Genomic DNA, 15,437 nt, shown 5'->3' on the forward strand with positions numbered 1-15,437 from the left:
CCGGCTACGAGGTCCTCCCCACCGATGGGAGACGAGGTGATCTCATGGCGTCAGCGGGCCCGGGCGACTTCGCCGTGCCGGAACTGGCGGTCCCGTTCCCCCTGAGAGTGCATCCGCACGCCGATCAGGCCCAGGCTTCGACCCTTGCGTGGGCCAGGCGGATGGGACTGCTCTCCTCGGATGCGGCGTCGGCCCGGTTCGACCGGCTTCGGTCGGGGCGGCTCGCGGCCTACGTCTACGCCCGGGTCGGCGTGGAGGAGCTCCTGCTCGGTGCCGACTGGAAGACCTGGATGTTCATGATCGACGACCAGGGAGACGAAGGCCCTCTCGGTCGTCTCCCGAGTCGGTGGCGTGAGGCGATGCGTCCCTTCGACGACGTCCTCGGCGGAAACGTCGCCGAGCCCGGGCACCTGCCGCCTGTCGCGCGTGCGCTGGCGGACCTGTTGGAGCGGACCTGCGTCGGCATGCCGGCGGCGTGGTCGGAGCGCCTGTACAAGCACACCCGTGACTTCCTCGACTCCTACCAGGGGGAGGCCGAGCGCCGGGCCCGGCACGAGGTTCCGACCATCTTCGAGTACCTGGTCCACCGCCGTGACTCCGGGGCGATGCACATCGTCTACGACCTCGCCGAAGCCCTCGTCCACCACGCGGTGCCACCGGATCTCTACCACTCGCGCGAGTTCCAGGACCTGGAGCTGGCGGCGTGCGACATCATCTGCTGGCAGAACGATCTGCGCTCGCTGCCCAAGGAACTCGCCCGCCGCGACGTGCACAACGTGGTGCTGGTGATCCAGGCCGGCGTGGGCTGCAGCCTGCCCGAGGCCGCTGCCCGGGCGCGGGACATGACCGACGCGCGCACGGCCTGGTACGTCCAGGGGCGCCGCCAGATGGAACACATCCTGGAAGCCTCCCGCCTCCCCGCCGATCATCAGGACCGCATCCGCCGCGTCCTGGGCGTCTACGAGGACTGGATGAGCGGTCACTACCAGTGGGGGAAGGAGACCGGACGCTATACCGACATCGTCCACACCGACCCCGGCGTGACGCCGAACTACGTGGAACCGCTCCTGAACCCCGGTCATCCACAGCACTGACCACGGTGCCTGCGGATGGTGGGACCGGCGCGATCCCAGCCCTCACGGAGGACACGAGGGCCTCGATCATGAAGCTGCTGGGCTGTGGTTCGTGAGGGGCCGGGGCGGGCGGCCGACGGTCAGCAGCAGGGCTGAAGCGCAGGCGGTGGCGCCGACGGCGGCCACCGCGCCCCACCCGCCGTACCGCCACGCCAGGGTGCCGGCGAAGGAGCCGACGGCGATGCCGAGGAACCGGAGGGTGAAGTAGCACGCGTTCAGCCGGCTGCGCATGGCGGGCCGCAGCGCGAACAGGATCCGCTGGCAGCCCACCTGGTTGCTCCACGTCCCGATGTCGAGCAGCGTCACGCCGGCGATCAGCCGGCCGAGGTTCGTCCCGCCGGGCAGGAGGACGGCCCAACCGGCCAGGACCGTCCCGATCACGACCGTCTGGGCGCGACGCGGGCCCAGACGGTCGGCCAGACGCCCGGCGAGGGGGGACACCAGGGCGCTCGCCGCGGCCACCAGACCGAACAGGCCCACCGCGGCGGAACCGTAGCGGTAGCGCTCCTCCAGGAGGAACGTCAGCGGAGTCCAGAACGCGCCGAAGGAGATCCCGACCAGCGCGCCTGAGAGCGTGACCCGGCGGACGAGCGGGTCGGCGGCGAACACCTTCGGAACGGACGACAGCGCGTTCCGGTAGGCCACGGGTCCGGCGGGCGGCAGAGCGGGCAGGGCCCGCCGGAGGGCGAGTGACAGCAGCGCGGTCGCCCCGCACGAACACCAGAAGACCGCGCGCCACCCGGCCGCCGAGGCGAGGACGCCCGAATAGGCGCGGGACGCCAGCACTCCGACGAGCAGTCCGCCCTGGACGACTCCCAGCGTCCGGCCGATCCGGTCCCCGCCGGCCAGCGCGACGGCCACCGGCGCCACGAGTTGGGGGACCGGGGACAGCACGCCGAGGACCAGGCCGCAGGCCACCAGCCAGAAGGCCGTCGGTGCGACGGCGCAGGCGGCGAGAACGAGCGAGGAGGCCGCGCACAGACCGAGTATCAGCCGGCGCCGGTCGACACCGTCACCGGCCGGGACGATCAGCGCGATCCCCGCGGCGAACCCCGCCTGTGTGACGGTGGGCAGTGCGCCGAGCGCCCCGGCGGAGACGTGCAGCGATCCGGCCGCGTCCCCTAGCAGCGGCTGGCAGAGGTAGACGTTCGCCCCCGTCACCGCGCTGGTGGTGGCCAGCAAGGCGGTCAGCCGCCGCTGAGCGGGACGCTTGCCACGGTGCCGTCGATTGTCGGATTCGATCACGTGAGGACACGCTAGGGAGGGCGGGACATGGCAAGCTGTCGCCGATGTGCCGTCTACTGTCGAGAGTGTGCCAATGCGCGGCAAGAGCGAGGACCGCGACGACTACCAGCTCGTCCCCAGGCCCGTGGCGGCCATGGCCCGCGACCTCCCGGACGGGCACCACATCCCCCCGCACAGCCACCGCCGGGCACAGCTGATCTACGGCACCAGCGGGGCCGTCACCGTCACCACCGACCAAGGGATCTGGGTGGTTCCCGCGACGCGTGCGGTCTGGGTCCCGGCCGGAGTGACCCACGCGATGACCTGCACGGGTGCCGTGCGCATGCGGACCCTCTACATCGAGCCGTCGGCGGCGCCGAGCCTGCTCACCGGCCCGCTGGTCGTCTCGGTGTCCCCCCTCCTGCGCGAGCTCGTCGAAGAGGCGACCCGGCTGCCGATCGACTACGAGGTCGACGGGCGCGAAGGCAAGCTGATGGACCTGCTGCTGCTCGAACTCGAACCGGAACCCGTCCCGGCCCTGCACCTCCCCGCCCCGGCCGACCCCGCCCTCGTCCGCCTGTGCTCCGCGATCCGAGAGAACCCGGGCGCCCGCTGGACGGCCGAATCGGCGGCGGCCTGCGCCCACCTCAGCACGCGGAGCCTGCATCGCCGGTTCTCCGCCGCGACAGGGATGACCCTCGCCCACTGGGTCCGTCAGGCGAAACTCGTCCACGCCCTGACCCTGCTGGCGCGGGATGCTCCGGTCACGAGCGTTTCCGCCGAGCTCGGCTACGCGACACCGAGTGCGTTCACCGCGATGTTCCGCCGCGCCGTCGGCCGGGCTCCGAGTGCGTTCTACCGTGGCGCGGGCGAATCGGGAGTTCGCGAGTGAGGCGGTGAGGCCCCCCGATGTCCGGCACCGGCGACGCACGGGAGTGCGCCAAGGGCGACCACGGCCGTGACCACGGCCCGTGCCCTGGCGCCACGACCAGCGTGAAAAGTCAGTAGCGCGAGGTTTTCGTCGCAGGCCGGGGCTAGAGTGCTGCGGTGAGTACGCGCAAACCCCGCGGCCCCTACGCCAAGACCGCCGCCAAGCGGAAGATGATCCTCGACGCCGCGCTGGCCGCCTACGCCGAGGCCGGCAGCCGGGGGGTGTCGGTCAGGGACATCGCCGAGCGGGTCGGTCTGACGGACGCGGGCGTCCTGCACCACTTCGGCGGCCGGGAGGCCCTCCTCACCGCCGTGCTCGAAGCCCGCGACGCCGCCGCGGCCGAGGAGTTCGGGCACGAGGACGCGCTCTGGCGGGCCGACATGGTGGCGGAGGCGGCGCGGACGCCCGGACTGGTCAAGCTCTTCGTCGACCTGGCGGCGGCCGCCGCCGAACCGGAGCACCCCGCCCACGAGTTCTTCACCGAACGCTACCGCGTGCTCAACGAGCGCATCGTCCGCGCCCTCGGCGCGGGCCGTCCGGCCACCGCGCCCCCCAGTCTGGCCGGTACGGCGGACGCCGACTGGGCGGCCCGGATCCTGCTGGCCGCGACCGACGGGCTCCAGATCCAGTGGCTGCTGGATCCGTCGATCGACATGGCCGACGACATCGCCCGGCTGCGCGACGTCCTGCTCGACTCGCTGGGAGCGGGCAAGCCCGACGTCTGACAGCGGGCGGCGGGAGGCGGGAGGCGGGCGGCGGGCGGCCGCCGTCGTACGGCCGGTCCGGGCCCGGGCGCCGATAATGGGATGGTCCTTCTGGGACGGGTGTTTCCACCGACGAGGAGCGAGATGGACGTTCCCAGCGGTTCCGCCGACGACCGGTCCTTCCCCTTCGATGCCCTCGCCGCCGCGGTCCTCGACGACCGGGGCACCGTGACGCGGTGGTCCGCGGCGGCGGCGGAACTGGTGGGGCGCGAGGCCGACGAGGTCTGCGGCCATCCCGTCCGGGACCTACTCGCGCGTGATCCGGAAAAGCCGTCCCGTGCCGCATCCGGCGCGGTCCCGACGGCCGGCCGGGCGCTCCTGCGGCACCGTTCCGGGCACACGGTCGACGTCGCCTTCCGGACGATGCCCCTGGAGGGCTCGTCCGACGTCCTCGTCCTGGCACACCCCGCGCGGCCGGGCGCCCAACGCGCGGAGGCCGACGCACGCACGGCCGCCACGGAGGCCGACGCGGCCGTCGAACAACAGCGGACCCTCCGGCACCTCGACGTGCTCCACCAGGCCGCCCTGCGCGTCGGAGGATCGCTCGACGTGGAGCGCACCGCGCAGGAACTGGCCGACGTCGTGGTCCCCGCCCTCGGCCAGCTCGCCTCGGTCGACCTGGCCGACGCCGTGCTGGCCGGCGACGAGCCACCGCGCTGGATCGGCGGCGGCGACCCGCACATGCGCAAGGTCGCCGTCGCCTCGGCCGACGGGACCTGGCCGGCCGGGCACGTCCAGCTGGGCGACGCGATCCCCGCCCTCCCGTACGTCGACCGCGACGTCGTCACCAGGGTGCGCCGCGACGGGGCGGTGATCCTCGGCCGGGACGAGGCCGCCGCCCTGCTCGGCGGCGACGAGCGGCTGACCGGACTGCTCCTCCCCGAGGGCGGGAGCTCGACGGTCGTGGCCCCGCTGCTCGCCCGCGGCCTGATGCTCGGCAGCCTGTCCGTCTGGCGGGTGGACGACCCCGAGGCGTTCACCGCACGGGAGGCCGGCGTGCTGCGGGAGATCGCCTCACGGGGTGCGCTCGCCATCGACAACGCTCGCCGCTACACCCGCGAGCACCGCGCGGCCGTCGCGCTCCAGCGGCGACTGCTCCCGCCGGAGACCACCGACACCGCGGCGACCGAGACCACCGGGATCTACCGCCCGGCCGGCGGCGGGGCCGAGATCGGCGGCGACTGGTACGACGTGATCCCGCTGCCGTCGCTCCGGGTCGCCCTGGTCGTCGGCGACGTGATCGGCCACGGCCTGCACGCCGCCGCCACCATGGGCCGGCTGCGCACCGCGATCCGCACCCTCGCCGACCTGGAACTGGACCCCGAGGACCTCTTCACCCACGTCGAGGACCTGGTCCAGCGCCTCGCCGAGGAGGCGCCGCCCGGGACCCAGGACGCCGTCGGCGCCACCTGCCTGTACGCCGTCTACGACCCGGTCGCCTGCCGGTGCACGTTCGTCAGCGCGGGGCACCCGCCGCCCGTCGTGGTGCGCCCCGACGGCACCGCGCACGTGGTGGCGGTCGTCCCCGGCCCGCCGCTGGCGGTGGGCGGCGCGCCCTACGAGGCCACCACGATCGACCTGGCGCCCGGGAGCGTCCTCGTCCTGTGCACGGACGGCCTGCTCGAAGGCGACGACCACGACGCCGACGCCGGACTGCGGCGGCTGGCGGATCTCCTCCCCGGACTCTGCGGACCGGGGCGGAGCCTCACCGAGACCGGGCACGCCCTGCTCGCGGAACTCGGCACCCACCCGCGCCGCGACGACATCGCGCTGCTGCTGGCCCGCACCCGGGCCGTCCCGGAGGGGGCCACCGCGCACTGGGAGTTCCCGGCGGATCCGGCCGCGGTCGGCGACGCCCGCGAGGCCGTCGCCCGGCGACTCGCGGCCTGGGGGCTGGAGGAGCTGGCCTTCACCACCGAGCTCATCGTCAGCGAGCTGGTCACCAACGCCGTCCGGTACGGCGGCGCCCCGATCGGGCTGCGCCTGATCCGCGACCGGGTGCTGCTCTGCGAGGTCACCGACCCGAGCAACACCCAGCCCAGGCTGCGCAGAGCCCGCAACACCGACGAGGGCGGTCGGGGGCTGTTCCTGATCGCCCAGCTCAGCACCCGTTGGGGCTGCCGCTACGGCCGGCGCGGCAAGACGATCTGGGCCGAACAGCCGATCGCGGGCGGGGCCGGCTGACCCCGGCCTCGCGGGCCGTTCGTCCGTCGGCGCGGCCGGCCGTTCGTCCGCCAGCGCAGCCGGCCGTTCACCCGGCGGAGCGCTCGGTCGTCGACCCGGCGGGCCAGGGCAGGATGCCGGTGCGGGCGATCCGGCCGAGCCAGCGGGCGGAGGGCTTCGGGACGCGCAGGAAGGTGTGCGGGTCGACGGCGATCAGGCCGGACGTCGGCCGGTAGGAGCCCCACTCGTAGCCGTCGAGGGCGCTGCCGTGCAGGTAACCGCGGATGTCGAGGCCGTCGGAGAGGGCCAGGGCCAGGTCCTCCAGGGCTCGGCGGGTGTAGGTGATGCGGCGGCCGTCGTCGTTGGTGGCGATGCCGTTCCCGGTGACGATGATGGGCACGTCGCCGACCACGGACGCCGTGTGGCGCAGCGCCTCGCCCAGTGCGGCGGGGTCGTACTCCGAGCCCCCGAGGGTGACCTCGGCGCCTTCGGGCACGGGAAGCGGGCCCTGGCGGCCGATTCGAGTGCGGGTGCTGGCCTGCAGGCCGATCCAGTCGTCGCCGCGGGCGGCCTCCAGGAAGACGTCCTCGCGGGCGTGGCGGTAGGCGGCCATGGCCTCCTCGGCGCCGGGGGCGGCCTGGCACGCCCGGCTGGCGACGGACCACCCGGTGCGGACGGCGGCCGAGGCCTCCTTGACGGCGGCGGTCGCGGCCGCGTGGGCCCGGACAAGGACCTCGGTGAGCGCCGGATCGGCCAGTGCCGGATCGGTCGGCGCCTGATCGGGGAGCGGCGGGCGGGGGGAGGGAACGGCGGCGGCGGTCGGAAGCGCGGCGACCAGGTTCGGTTCGCTCAGGGTGCAGACGTGCCGGACGTCGTCCCCGATGATCGGCGCGGTGGCCGCGGCGTACCGGGCGAAGCGGTCGACGGCGTCCGGGGCCAGCCAGCCGCCGCGGTCGGCGAACCAGCGCGGCAGGGTGAAGTGGTGCAGCGTGACCATGGGGCGCAGGCCGCGGTCGAGGGCTCCGTCGACGATGCGCCGGTAGTGGGCGACGGCCGCGCGGGAGATGTGGCCGGGGGCGGGTTCGATGCGCGCCCACTCGATGCCGAACCGGTAGTCGGTGAAGCCCAGTTCGGCGAGCAGGTCGAGGTCGGCGGGCCAGCGGTGGTAGCTGTCGGCGGCGTCGCCGCTGGGTTCGGGGACCGGGGCGGCATCGCTGTGTTCCAGGTGCCACCAGTCGCTGGCGGTGTTGCCGCCTTCGGTCGGGTGGGCCGAGGTGGAGGCGCCGAAGAGGAAGTCGGACGGGAGGGGCAGACCGGAGCCGCAGGCGAACATGGCGGGACGTCCTTCACGGGGGCAGGGGTCCGTCGGCCGGCGCGGCGGGCTGGAGTCGTGCACGGCGGTCGGCGGCGGGGCGAGCGGGTGGGGGAGCCGCTGCGTCCCTGCCACGGTAAAACTAAAAACCTAGCGAGGCAATGTTTTCGATCGCCCGGCCGGGGAGCGCGCTCCGGGCCGTGTCACGGCCGGAGCGGGCTCGGGTGGATCTCCTCGCTCGGGCGGACCTCCTCAGAGCGAACTCACGGACAGGCCCCGGGGCGCCGTGTTCAGGACCCCCAGCAGGCGGGTGACCTCCTCGGCCATCGCGGAGCGGCCGGCTCCGAGGTAGCGCCGGGTGTCGACCAGCCGCTCGTCGGCGGCGAGCACCTCGCGGACGGCGGTGGTGAACACCTGGTTGAGGTGGGTGGCGATATTGATCTTGGTCATGCCGTGCCGCACGGCGGTGGCGAGGTGCTCGTCGGCCACGCCGGAGGAACCGTGCAGGACCAGGGGGACGGGCACGGCCTCCCGGAGTGCGGAGATCAGCTCGAAGTCCAGTGCCGCGTCGCGGGTGAGCATGGCGTGCGAGGTCCCGACCGCGACGGCCAGGGCGTCCACGCCGGTGGCGGTGACGAACGCGGCGGCCTCGGCGGGGTCGGTCCGCGCGCCGGGGGCGTGTACGCCGTCCTTGCCGCCGACCTCGCCGAGCTCCGCCTCGACCCAGACGCCCGCCGCGTGGCAGTGGGCGACCACCTCGGCGGTCGCCCGCACGTTGTCGGCGTAGTCCAGGACGGAGGCGTCGAACATGACCGACGAGAAGCCCAATTCGACCGCTTCTCGTACGAGTTCGGCGGAGGTCGCGTGGTCGAGGTGGACCGCCGTCGGCACGGCGGCCGCCGCGGCGACGGCCAGGACGGCCCGGCCGACCGGGGCCAGGCCGCCGTGGTAGCGGACGGCGTTCTCGCTGATCTGCAGGACCACCGGCGACCCGGCGGCCTCGGCGCCGGCGACGATGGCCTGGGCGTGTTCGAGCTGGATGACGTTGAACGCCCCGACGCCGCGACCGGTGCCGGCGGCGGTGACGATCTCTCCGGTACCCGTCAGTGGCATCGGGACTCTCCTTCGCGAGCGGTGGGTGCTTGAGCGGAATCTGGTTGAACGGCCGCTGGAGGAGCAGCAGTTGACGCTTCGGTGAGCGGCTCGGCGGTCACCTCCTGAAGTAGGCGGCGGTGGACCGCGGGGTCGAAGTCCCCGGCCAGCGGCGCGGCGACGGCGGCCGCGGACAGGGCCACCGCGCGGGTGAGCCGCAGCGGCCACGGCGTGTGCGAGACCAGCCCGAGCGCCAGCCCGGCCACGGCCGCGTCGCCCGCACCGGTGGGGTTGCCGGCGAGTGCGCGCGGCGGCCTGGCCCGCCAACTCCCTTGTGGGGTCACGGCGATCAGGCCGTCGGGGCCGAGCGAGGCCACCACCGCCCGGGCGCCCGCGGCCCGCAGCGCCGCGGCGCCGGCGCGCGGGTCGGCGGTGCCGCTGGCGGCCCGGAGTTCGGCGGCGTTCGGTTTGACGATCGCGGGTGCGGCCTCGACGCCGGCGTGCAGGGCGTCGCCGCTCGCGTCGAGGACGGCGGGCACGCCGTGGCCGTGGGCGAGGCGGATCAGCACGGCGTAGGCGTCGTCGGGCAGGCCGCCGGGGAGACTGCCGGAGAGGACGACCGCACGGGCGCGGGGGAGCAGGCGGTCGTACCGGCCGAGGAAGGCGCTCCACTCGGCGCCGGTGACCACCGGGCCCGGCTCCAGCAGGATGGTGGAGTCGCCGAGGTGGTCCTCGACGACCGCGACGGTGCGGCGGGTCTCGCCCGCGATCGGGACGAGTGCGTCGGTGAGCCCGGCCGCCGCGAGATCGGCGCGGACGGCGTCGCCGCTCGGTCCGCCGGCCAGGCCGGTGACGACCGTCTCGTGGCCGAGGGCGTGCAGGACGCGGGAGACGTTGACGCCCTTGCCGCCGGCGCGGGCGGCCGCCTCGCGGACCCGGTTGTCGGCCTGGGGCCGCAGCCGGTCGAGGCGGTAGGTGAGGTCGAGGGCGGTGTTGAGCGTGACGGTCAGGATCACCGGTCGGCCCTCCGGAGCGGGGCCGGCACCCGGACGCCCGGGAGGTCCCGGGCGAGCAGGGCGGCGCCCAGGCACCCGGCCTGGTGGCCGAGCCGCGCGGGGACGATCCGCGGCATGCCCTGGAAGGTCAGCCGGTCGGCGAGCGCGCTGCGCAGCGGGTCGAAGTACGAGGCCCCGGCCTGGGCCAGACCACCGCCGATGACGATCCGTTCGGGGTCGAGCAGGGTGACGGCGGCGGCGAGGCCGTCGGCGAGCGCCTCGACGGCGTCCTGCCAGATCCCGGCCGCGACGTCGTCACCGTCGGCGGCCCGTTGCTGGACCTCCTTGGCGCCGAGGCCGGTCTCCCCGGTGGCCCGGCCGTAGCGGCGGGCGATGGCGGCGGCCGAGGCGACGGTCTCCAGGCAGCCGCGGCCGCCGCAGGGACAGGGCTCCCCGTCGGGCCGCACGCGCAGGTGGCCGAGTTCGCCGGCGCCGCTGTGCCGGCCGGCCAGGGCCCGGCCGTCGAGCATGACGGCGGCGGCGACGCCGGTGCCGACCGGGACGAACAGGAAGGAGCGGCAGCCCCGGCCGGCGCCGAGCCTGGCCTCGGCGAGCCCGCCGGCGCGGACGTCGTGCCCGAAGGCCACCGGGAGGCCGAGTTCCTCCGTGAGCCAGCTCCGGACGGGGACGTGCTGCCAGCCGAGGTTGCCCGCGAACACCGCCGTGCCGGTCGTCTCGTCGACGATGCCCGGGACCGCGATGCCGACGGCGGACGGCGTGAACGTGCGGGCGAGGTCGGCGGCGAACCCGAGGACGGTGTCGACGACGGCGTCCGGGCCGCGTTCGGCGAGGGTGGGACGGCGTTCGGTGTGGACGAGGGTGCCGTCGTCGGCCATGGCGCCGGCCTTGATCTGGGTGCCGCCGACGTCGAGGGCGATGACCGTCATGCCGTGCCCTCCGGCCCGGAGGAACCCGGCCCGGCCGGGGCGGTCAGGACGACGGAGCGGGTGAGGTTGCGCGGCTGATCGGGGTCGAGGCCGCGGCCGTGCGCCAGCTCGACGGCGAGGCGCTGGGCGCGGATCAGGTCGGCGAGCGGGTCGAGGTCGGAGACGGAGGCGAGCGCGCCGATGGCCCGCACCTCGTCGAGCAGTCCGGCCGGCGGCGGGCCGAAGAACCACACCACGCTGCCGGGTTCGGTGACGCTGACCGGGCCGTGCCGGTACTCCATCGCCGGGTAGGACTCCGTCCACGACCCGGAGGCCTCGCGCAGCTTGAGCGCCGCCTCGTTGGCCAGGCCGACCGTCCAGCCGGCGCCGAGGAAGGTGAACTGGCGGGCCGCCACGGCCCCTTGGGGCAGCGGGGTGAGGAGGGCGCGCTCGGCCTGCTCGGGCAGGTCGGCGGGGACGAGGCCGAGGTGGGCGCGCAGCAGGACGAGGGCCGTGGTGGCGAACCGGGTCTGCACGACGGACTTCTCGTCGGCGAAGCCCAGGTCGATCACGGCGGCGGCGGCCGTGCTGATCGCGGTCGCGGTGTCGCCGGTGATCGCGACCGTGGGCGTGCCGGTGCCGGCGGCCTGCCGTAGGGCGGCGAGCAACTCGGTCGTGGTGCCGGAGCGGCTGATGGCGAGCACCCGGTCGTAGCGGCGGCCGGCCGGGAACTCGGAGGCGGCGAAGGCGTCGGTCTCGCCCTGACCGGCGGCTTCGCGCAGTGCGGCGTAGGCCTGCGCGATGTACAGCGAGGTGCCGCAGCCGAGGACGGCGACCCGTTCGCCGGGCTCGGGCAGCCCGCCGGGGGTGAGGTCCAGGGCGCGGCGCCAGGTGCTTGGCTGGCTGGCTATCTCGTCGGAGACGTGGGTCATGGAGGGCTCCTGCATAGGGGAAGAGGCGCGGCGGAGCGGCGACGCCTGCGCGGTGATGCTCTGAAGATAGTGAAAATGAGCAGAACTGCGCAACAGTGCGCAGAACATTGCAGCAGAGGAAGCGGCCCGGGGCGGATGGACACGGGGGTGGACGGGTCGCCGATGTCGAGGCCGCGCCACCCGCCCCGGGCCGCTCAGCCCGACGTCAGGCGCCGGGCGGGGTGTCGAAGGGCGCGGCCCAGGTCTGGTTGGTCTGGATCGCGCCGGGTGCGGCGCCGCAGGTGTAGACGTCGACCGGGGTTCCCGCCGTGGTGGTGGTGCCGCGGTAGACGTCCAGGCACAGGTTCGTGCCGGCGAGCTTCAGGTTCCCGTCGCGGTCGTACGTCCAGCTCTGGTAGCCCGGGGCGGAGCCGCAGGGGGCGACGCCGACCCACTGGCCCTGCTGTCCGTTGACCACCCCGGCGCCGGTCGAACTCTGCGCGGTGAGGCACAGGTCGGCGCCGCCGCCCTGGAGCAGCCGGACGGAGCCGTCGGTGTCGCGCTGCCACTGCTGGTTGGACGTGCCGGAGCACGGGTACACGTCGACGGCGGTGTCGGCGGTCCGGGACTGGTAGTTGTCCAGGCAGAGCGAGGCCTTGCCCCAGCTGTCGCGGGAGGCGGTGATCTGGCCGCGCGGTGTGGCGCCGCTGCCGCTCGGCGGGGTGATCCTCAGCATGGCGCTGTCGTGCGGGGCCACGGTGAGGCCGACGGTGCCCGCCGACGTCGCGGTGGTGTGGGCCCACAGGTCCCGGACGGTGTAGCCGCCGGTGGCGTCGAAGCCGATCGCGTGCAGGTCGAGGGTGTAATTCGCGGCGGAAGCACCCTTGTTGAGCACCACCACGGCCCGGCTGCCGTCGGCGAGCGGCTTCACCACGACGTCGATGCCGCTGCTCGCGGCGGGGGTGCCGTCCGCGTTGGCACCGCCGCCGACCACCCGCTGGCCGCCGGCGCCCAGCGGGTCCTGGTCGACGGCGATGACCTCGGAGTTGCCCAGGATGCCGACCGACGCGTTGAGGTGCGCCGCCTCCGCCGGGTGCGCGGCGATGTACGAGGGGGAGAACTTGCGGGCGTCGGTGGAGATGACGAGCGGCGCGGCGAGCGCGGAGAACAGCGACATCTGGCTGCGCTCCTCGGCCGTGGTCATGCCGTTGTCGCCGATGAGCAGCATGTCGGCGTCGTTCCAGTCGCCGGGTCCCTGGTAGCGGCTGAGCTCCAGGGAGTTGTCGAAGCTCTGGTAGGCGCCGAAGTTGTACGAGGACTGCACGCCGAGCGGCTGGTTCCACGGGTCGGTGGTGCCGTTGTCGTAGTCGTTGAAGATGTCCGGGCCGACCCGCCAGAGCTGGCCGAGCCCGCGCACCCAGGCCATGGCGTCGGACTTGGTGGGTCCGTTGCCGTAGGCGGCGGGGGCCGAGATGTTGAACGTGACGTTCGGCGTGGGGGTGCCGGCGTTGTTGGCGGCGGTGACGGCGGTGGCGAGGTCGCCCGCCATGCGGCTGTCGAGTGTCCGCATCGGCTCCTGCTGCCCGCAGTTGTCGTACTTGAGCGTGTCGACTCCCCAGGAGACGAAGGAGTCGGCGTCGTTCTGCTCGTAGTGCTCGCTGCCGTTGGGCAGGTTGGGCGAGGTCGGTGCGACGGTCGAGCAGGTGTGGGTGCCGGAGGTCTCGTAGATGCCGAACCTGGCTCCCAGGCCGTGCAGGTAGTCGCCGTAGGCGGTCAGCTCGTCGTCGAAGCCGGGCTGCCGGCTGGTGTCGCGAACGTCCGTGCGCGAGCCCCAGTTGGCCGCGCCGTGCAGGTAGCCGGAGCCGTTGCGGTACATCCAGCAGTCGTCGACCGTGACGGTCTTGTACCCGGCGGCGATCAGGCCGGCGTCGGACAGGCCCTTGGCGTTGTCCTCCATGTACTGCTGGAAGGAGTAGCCGAGCCGCGGCGAGCCGTCGAGCGGCGCCTGGGGAGTGCAGGTGGCGCGGGCCCAGTTGTTGAAGCCCATCGGCGGGGTGGCGGCGATCGGTCCTTGCGGGGTGGCGGCGGCCGAGTAGTTGGCGACCGGGGCGGTCACGCCGTCGTCGGCGGCGGCCGGGGTCACGGTGAGGGCGGAGCCGGTGACGATCAGCGTCGTACACAGCAGGACGGACGCGGCCCGGAGGGGGCGTCTGGTCATGGGGAATCCTTCCACGGCGGGTTGGAGTCGAGTGAGCAAAGTTGCTCTGAATCCACGTCGAGTGGGCATCTTCGAGCGTGTGCGCGACAGCTTCGAGGCTGCGGTGCGCATGAGTCAAGGCATCTGCGCGGAGTCCTGCCGACCGAATCTTCCGGCAACACTTCGGTAACGCCGACTGGCCTGCGGGGGTGTCGGCGTTGCACACTCTCCTCGCGAGAATGTTCAAGCGTGCGCATATCTGCCTGGTTCGCTCATCAATGAGCATGGCGGCGCATGGCCGGCTCGCGACCCCCTCCTCCCCGCAAAGGCGGTCCCCCATGAACCCGCGCGTCCTCGTCCTCCCCGCCGTCTGTCTGGCCGCCGCGCTCACGCTGTCGGCCTGCGGCTCCGGCTCCGACGGCTCCGGGCCCTCGGCCGACGGCACCACGACGATCAAGTTCGTCGCGGCGGACTACGGCTCCAACGGGCAGAACCCCAGCCAGGCGTACTGGCAGGGCGTGATCTCGGCGTTCGAGCAGCAGAACCCGAAGATCAAGGTCGACCTGCAGGTGATCAACTGGAACGACCTGGACGCCCAGGTCAAGACGATGGTGCAGAACGGCAACCAGCCGGACCTCCTGCAGACCGGCGGCTACGCGGACTTCGCCAAGGACGGCCTGCTCTACCCGGCCCAGGAGGTGCTCTCCGGGAACACCGCGATCGACTTCGTCCCCGCGATGGCCCGGGCGGGCGAGCAGGACGGCACCCAGTACGGCATCCCGTTCGTCGCCAGCACGCGGCTGTTCCTGGTCAACAACGCCCTCTTCCGCAAGGCCGGCCTCGACCCGGCCAAGCCCCCGAGGACGTGGGCGGACGTCACCGCCGCCGCCACCGCGCTCAAGAAGGCGGGCGTCGAGATCCCGCTGGGCGTGCCCCTAGGCAAGGAGGAGGCGCAGGGCGAGTCGTTCATCTGGATGCTGGAGAACCACGGCGGCTACCAAGGGCAGGACGGGCACTACGCCATCGACTCGCCCGCCAACCTCGACACCTTCGCGCAGCTGAAGTCCTGGGTCGACGCGGGCCTGACCGAGCAGAGCCCGGCGGCCGTCAACCGCACCGACCTGACCAAGGACTTCGCCTCCGGCAAGGTCGGCATGCTCAACGGCTTCCCGGGGCAGCTCGCGGACCTGAAGGGCATGGACGTCGGCTGGACGGCGATGCCGAGCAAGGACGGCGCCACCAAGGCCACCCTCGGCGTCGGCGACTGGATGATGGCCTTCAAGAAGCGCGGCCACAAGGACCAGGTCAAGGCGTTCCTCGACTTCGCCTACGGCAAGGACAACGTGGTGAAGTTCGCCAAGGAGTACAACCTGCTGCCGGTCACCCGATCCGCGTCGGCGGCCCTGCAGGGCGACCCGGACGAGAAGGACCTGCTGCCGTTCCTGCAGGCCCTGCCCACCGCGAGCTTCTACCCGCTGAGCGACCCGACCTGGCCCGCGGTCTCCGCCCAGGTCAAGACCCAGATCGGCACCGCCGTCAGCGACCCGAAGAAGACGCTCGGCGCGTTGCAGCAGGCCGCCCAGCAGGCCGGTCAGTGAGCCGGTCAGTGAGTCGTCGGCCGAGCCATAGACAGGAATCCCCCGTGTCCCGCCCCGCCACCACCGCCGTGCCCGGGGGGCGCCCCGCCCCCCCCGCCCCCCCCCCCCCAAAAAGACAAGTAACCCAAAAGAACAAGAAAATGGTATTTGGGGGTTATAAAAAAGTATAAAAAAAACAAAAAAAAAAGGTT

At 73.4% G+C, this 15,437-nt stretch carries 12 protein-coding genes; 5 read left to right on the top strand and 7 right to left on the bottom strand.

The genetic code is table 11. The features are described 5' to 3' along the window. Positions 1–161: 161 nt before the first annotated feature. Positions 162–1,094 (top strand): hypothetical protein, encoded by a 933-nt coding sequence (locus ACFV4F_RS30675; protein ID WP_380507287.1) that lies wholly within the window; start codon positions 162–164, stop codon positions 1,092–1,094. 66 nt (positions 1,095–1,160) lie between these two features. Here ACFV4F_RS30675 and ACFV4F_RS30680 read toward each other — a convergent pair whose 3' ends face one another. Further along, positions 1,161–2,378 carry an MFS transporter gene (locus ACFV4F_RS30680; protein WP_380507290.1) on the bottom strand — a complete coding sequence of 406 codons (1,218 nt, stop codon included), beginning with the start codon at positions 2,376–2,378 and terminating at the stop codon, positions 1,161–1,163. 73 nt (positions 2,379–2,451) lie between these two features. On the opposite strand from ACFV4F_RS30680, the gene ACFV4F_RS30685 reads away from it, so the two are divergent. The 3 genes from ACFV4F_RS30685 (at position 2,452) to ACFV4F_RS30695 (ending at position 6,236) form a co-directional block, all read left to right on the top strand. Beyond that, the gene (locus tag ACFV4F_RS30685) at positions 2,452–3,249 is read left to right on the top strand and encodes an AraC family transcriptional regulator (protein ID WP_380507293.1); all 798 of its coding nucleotides are present in this window, start codon (positions 2,452–2,454) and stop codon (positions 3,247–3,249) included. Positions 3,250–3,404: 155 nt separating this feature from the next. Next, complete coding sequence (locus ACFV4F_RS30690) at positions 3,405–4,013, top strand: TetR family transcriptional regulator (protein WP_380507296.1); 609 nt, start codon at positions 3,405–3,407, stop codon at positions 4,011–4,013. A gap of 123 nt (positions 4,014–4,136) precedes the next feature. After that, the gene (locus tag ACFV4F_RS30695) at positions 4,137–6,236 is read left to right on the top strand and encodes a SpoIIE family protein phosphatase (RefSeq protein ID WP_380507299.1); all 2,100 of its coding nucleotides are present in this window, start codon (positions 4,137–4,139) and stop codon (positions 6,234–6,236) included. A gap of 67 nt (positions 6,237–6,303) precedes the next feature. On the opposite strand, the gene ACFV4F_RS30700 is transcribed toward ACFV4F_RS30695, so the two are convergent. The 6 genes from ACFV4F_RS30700 to ACFV4F_RS30725 form a co-directional block, all read right to left on the bottom strand. Then, the gene (locus ACFV4F_RS30700) at positions 6,304–7,548 is read right to left on the bottom strand and encodes a family 1 glycosylhydrolase (RefSeq protein ID WP_380507322.1); all 1,245 of its coding nucleotides are present in this window, start codon (positions 7,546–7,548) and stop codon (positions 6,304–6,306) included. 231 nt (positions 7,549–7,779) lie between these two features. Next, positions 7,780–8,640 carry a ketose-bisphosphate aldolase gene (locus ACFV4F_RS30705; RefSeq protein ID WP_380507302.1) on the bottom strand — a complete coding sequence of 287 codons (861 nt, stop codon included), beginning with the start codon at positions 8,638–8,640 and terminating at the stop codon, positions 7,780–7,782. Then, positions 8,631–9,635: a 1-phosphofructokinase family hexose kinase gene (locus ACFV4F_RS30710; RefSeq protein WP_380507305.1), complete on the bottom strand. Its 1,005-nt coding sequence runs from the start codon at positions 9,633–9,635 to the stop codon at positions 8,631–8,633. The genes ACFV4F_RS30705 and ACFV4F_RS30710 overlap by 10 nt, the downstream gene beginning before the upstream one ends. Then, positions 9,632–10,561: an ROK family protein gene (locus ACFV4F_RS30715; protein ID WP_380448837.1), complete on the bottom strand. Its 930-nt coding sequence runs from the start codon at positions 10,559–10,561 to the stop codon at positions 9,632–9,634. The genes ACFV4F_RS30710 and ACFV4F_RS30715 overlap by 4 nt, the downstream gene beginning before the upstream one ends. After that, positions 10,558–11,472, bottom strand: a complete 915-nt coding sequence (locus ACFV4F_RS30720) for an SIS domain-containing protein (protein ID WP_380507308.1) — start codon at positions 11,470–11,472, stop codon at positions 10,558–10,560. Before ACFV4F_RS30720 ends, ACFV4F_RS30715 begins: the two co-directional genes overlap by 4 nt. Positions 11,473–11,677: 205 nt before the next feature. Further along, the gene (locus ACFV4F_RS30725; protein WP_380507311.1) at positions 11,678–13,669 is read right to left on the bottom strand and encodes a ricin-type beta-trefoil lectin domain protein; all 1,992 of its coding nucleotides are present in this window, start codon (positions 13,667–13,669) and stop codon (positions 11,678–11,680) included. Positions 13,670–13,986: 317 nt separating this feature from the next. Between ACFV4F_RS30725 and ACFV4F_RS30730 the strand changes: the two genes are divergently transcribed. Beyond that, entirely contained in the window at positions 13,987–15,246 is a 1,260-nt protein-coding gene (locus ACFV4F_RS30730; protein WP_380507314.1) for an extracellular solute-binding protein, read from the top strand. Positions 15,247–15,437 lie beyond the last annotated feature (191 nt).

The organism is Kitasatospora sp. NPDC059722 (genome assembly GCF_042733235.1).
GTDB lineage: Bacteria > Actinomycetota > Actinomycetes > Streptomycetales > Streptomycetaceae > Kitasatospora.

What these genes read in the sequence shown, in the direction of transcription:
- ACFV4F_RS30675 (WP_380507287.1), top strand. Translation starts at nt 162, where the DNA reads ATGGGACTGCTCTCCTCGGATGCGGCGTCGGCCCGGTTCGACCGGCTT.
- ACFV4F_RS30685 (WP_380507293.1), top strand. Translation starts at nt 2,452, where the DNA reads ATGCGCGGCAAGAGCGAGGACCGCGACGACTACCAGCTCGTCCCCAGG.
- ACFV4F_RS30695 (WP_380507299.1), top strand. Translation starts at nt 4,137, where the DNA reads ATGGACGTTCCCAGCGGTTCCGCCGACGACCGGTCCTTCCCCTTCGAT.
- ACFV4F_RS30700 (WP_380507322.1), bottom strand. Translation starts at nt 7,548, where the DNA reads ATGTTCGCCTGCGGCTCCGGTCTGCCCCTCCCGTCCGACTTCCTCTTC.
- ACFV4F_RS30705 (WP_380507302.1), bottom strand. Translation starts at nt 8,640, where the DNA reads ATGCCACTGACGGGTACCGGAGAGATCGTCACCGCCGCCGGCACCGGT.
- ACFV4F_RS30715 (WP_380448837.1), bottom strand. Translation starts at nt 10,561, where the DNA reads ATGACGGTCATCGCCCTCGACGTCGGCGGCACCCAGATCAAGGCCGGC.
- ACFV4F_RS30720 (WP_380507308.1), bottom strand. Translation starts at nt 11,472, where the DNA reads ATGACCCACGTCTCCGACGAGATAGCCAGCCAGCCAAGCACCTGGCGC.
- ACFV4F_RS30725 (WP_380507311.1), bottom strand. Translation starts at nt 13,669, where the DNA reads ATGACCAGACGCCCCCTCCGGGCCGCGTCCGTCCTGCTGTGTACGACG.
- ACFV4F_RS30730 (WP_380507314.1), top strand. Translation starts at nt 13,987, where the DNA reads ATGAACCCGCGCGTCCTCGTCCTCCCCGCCGTCTGTCTGGCCGCCGCG.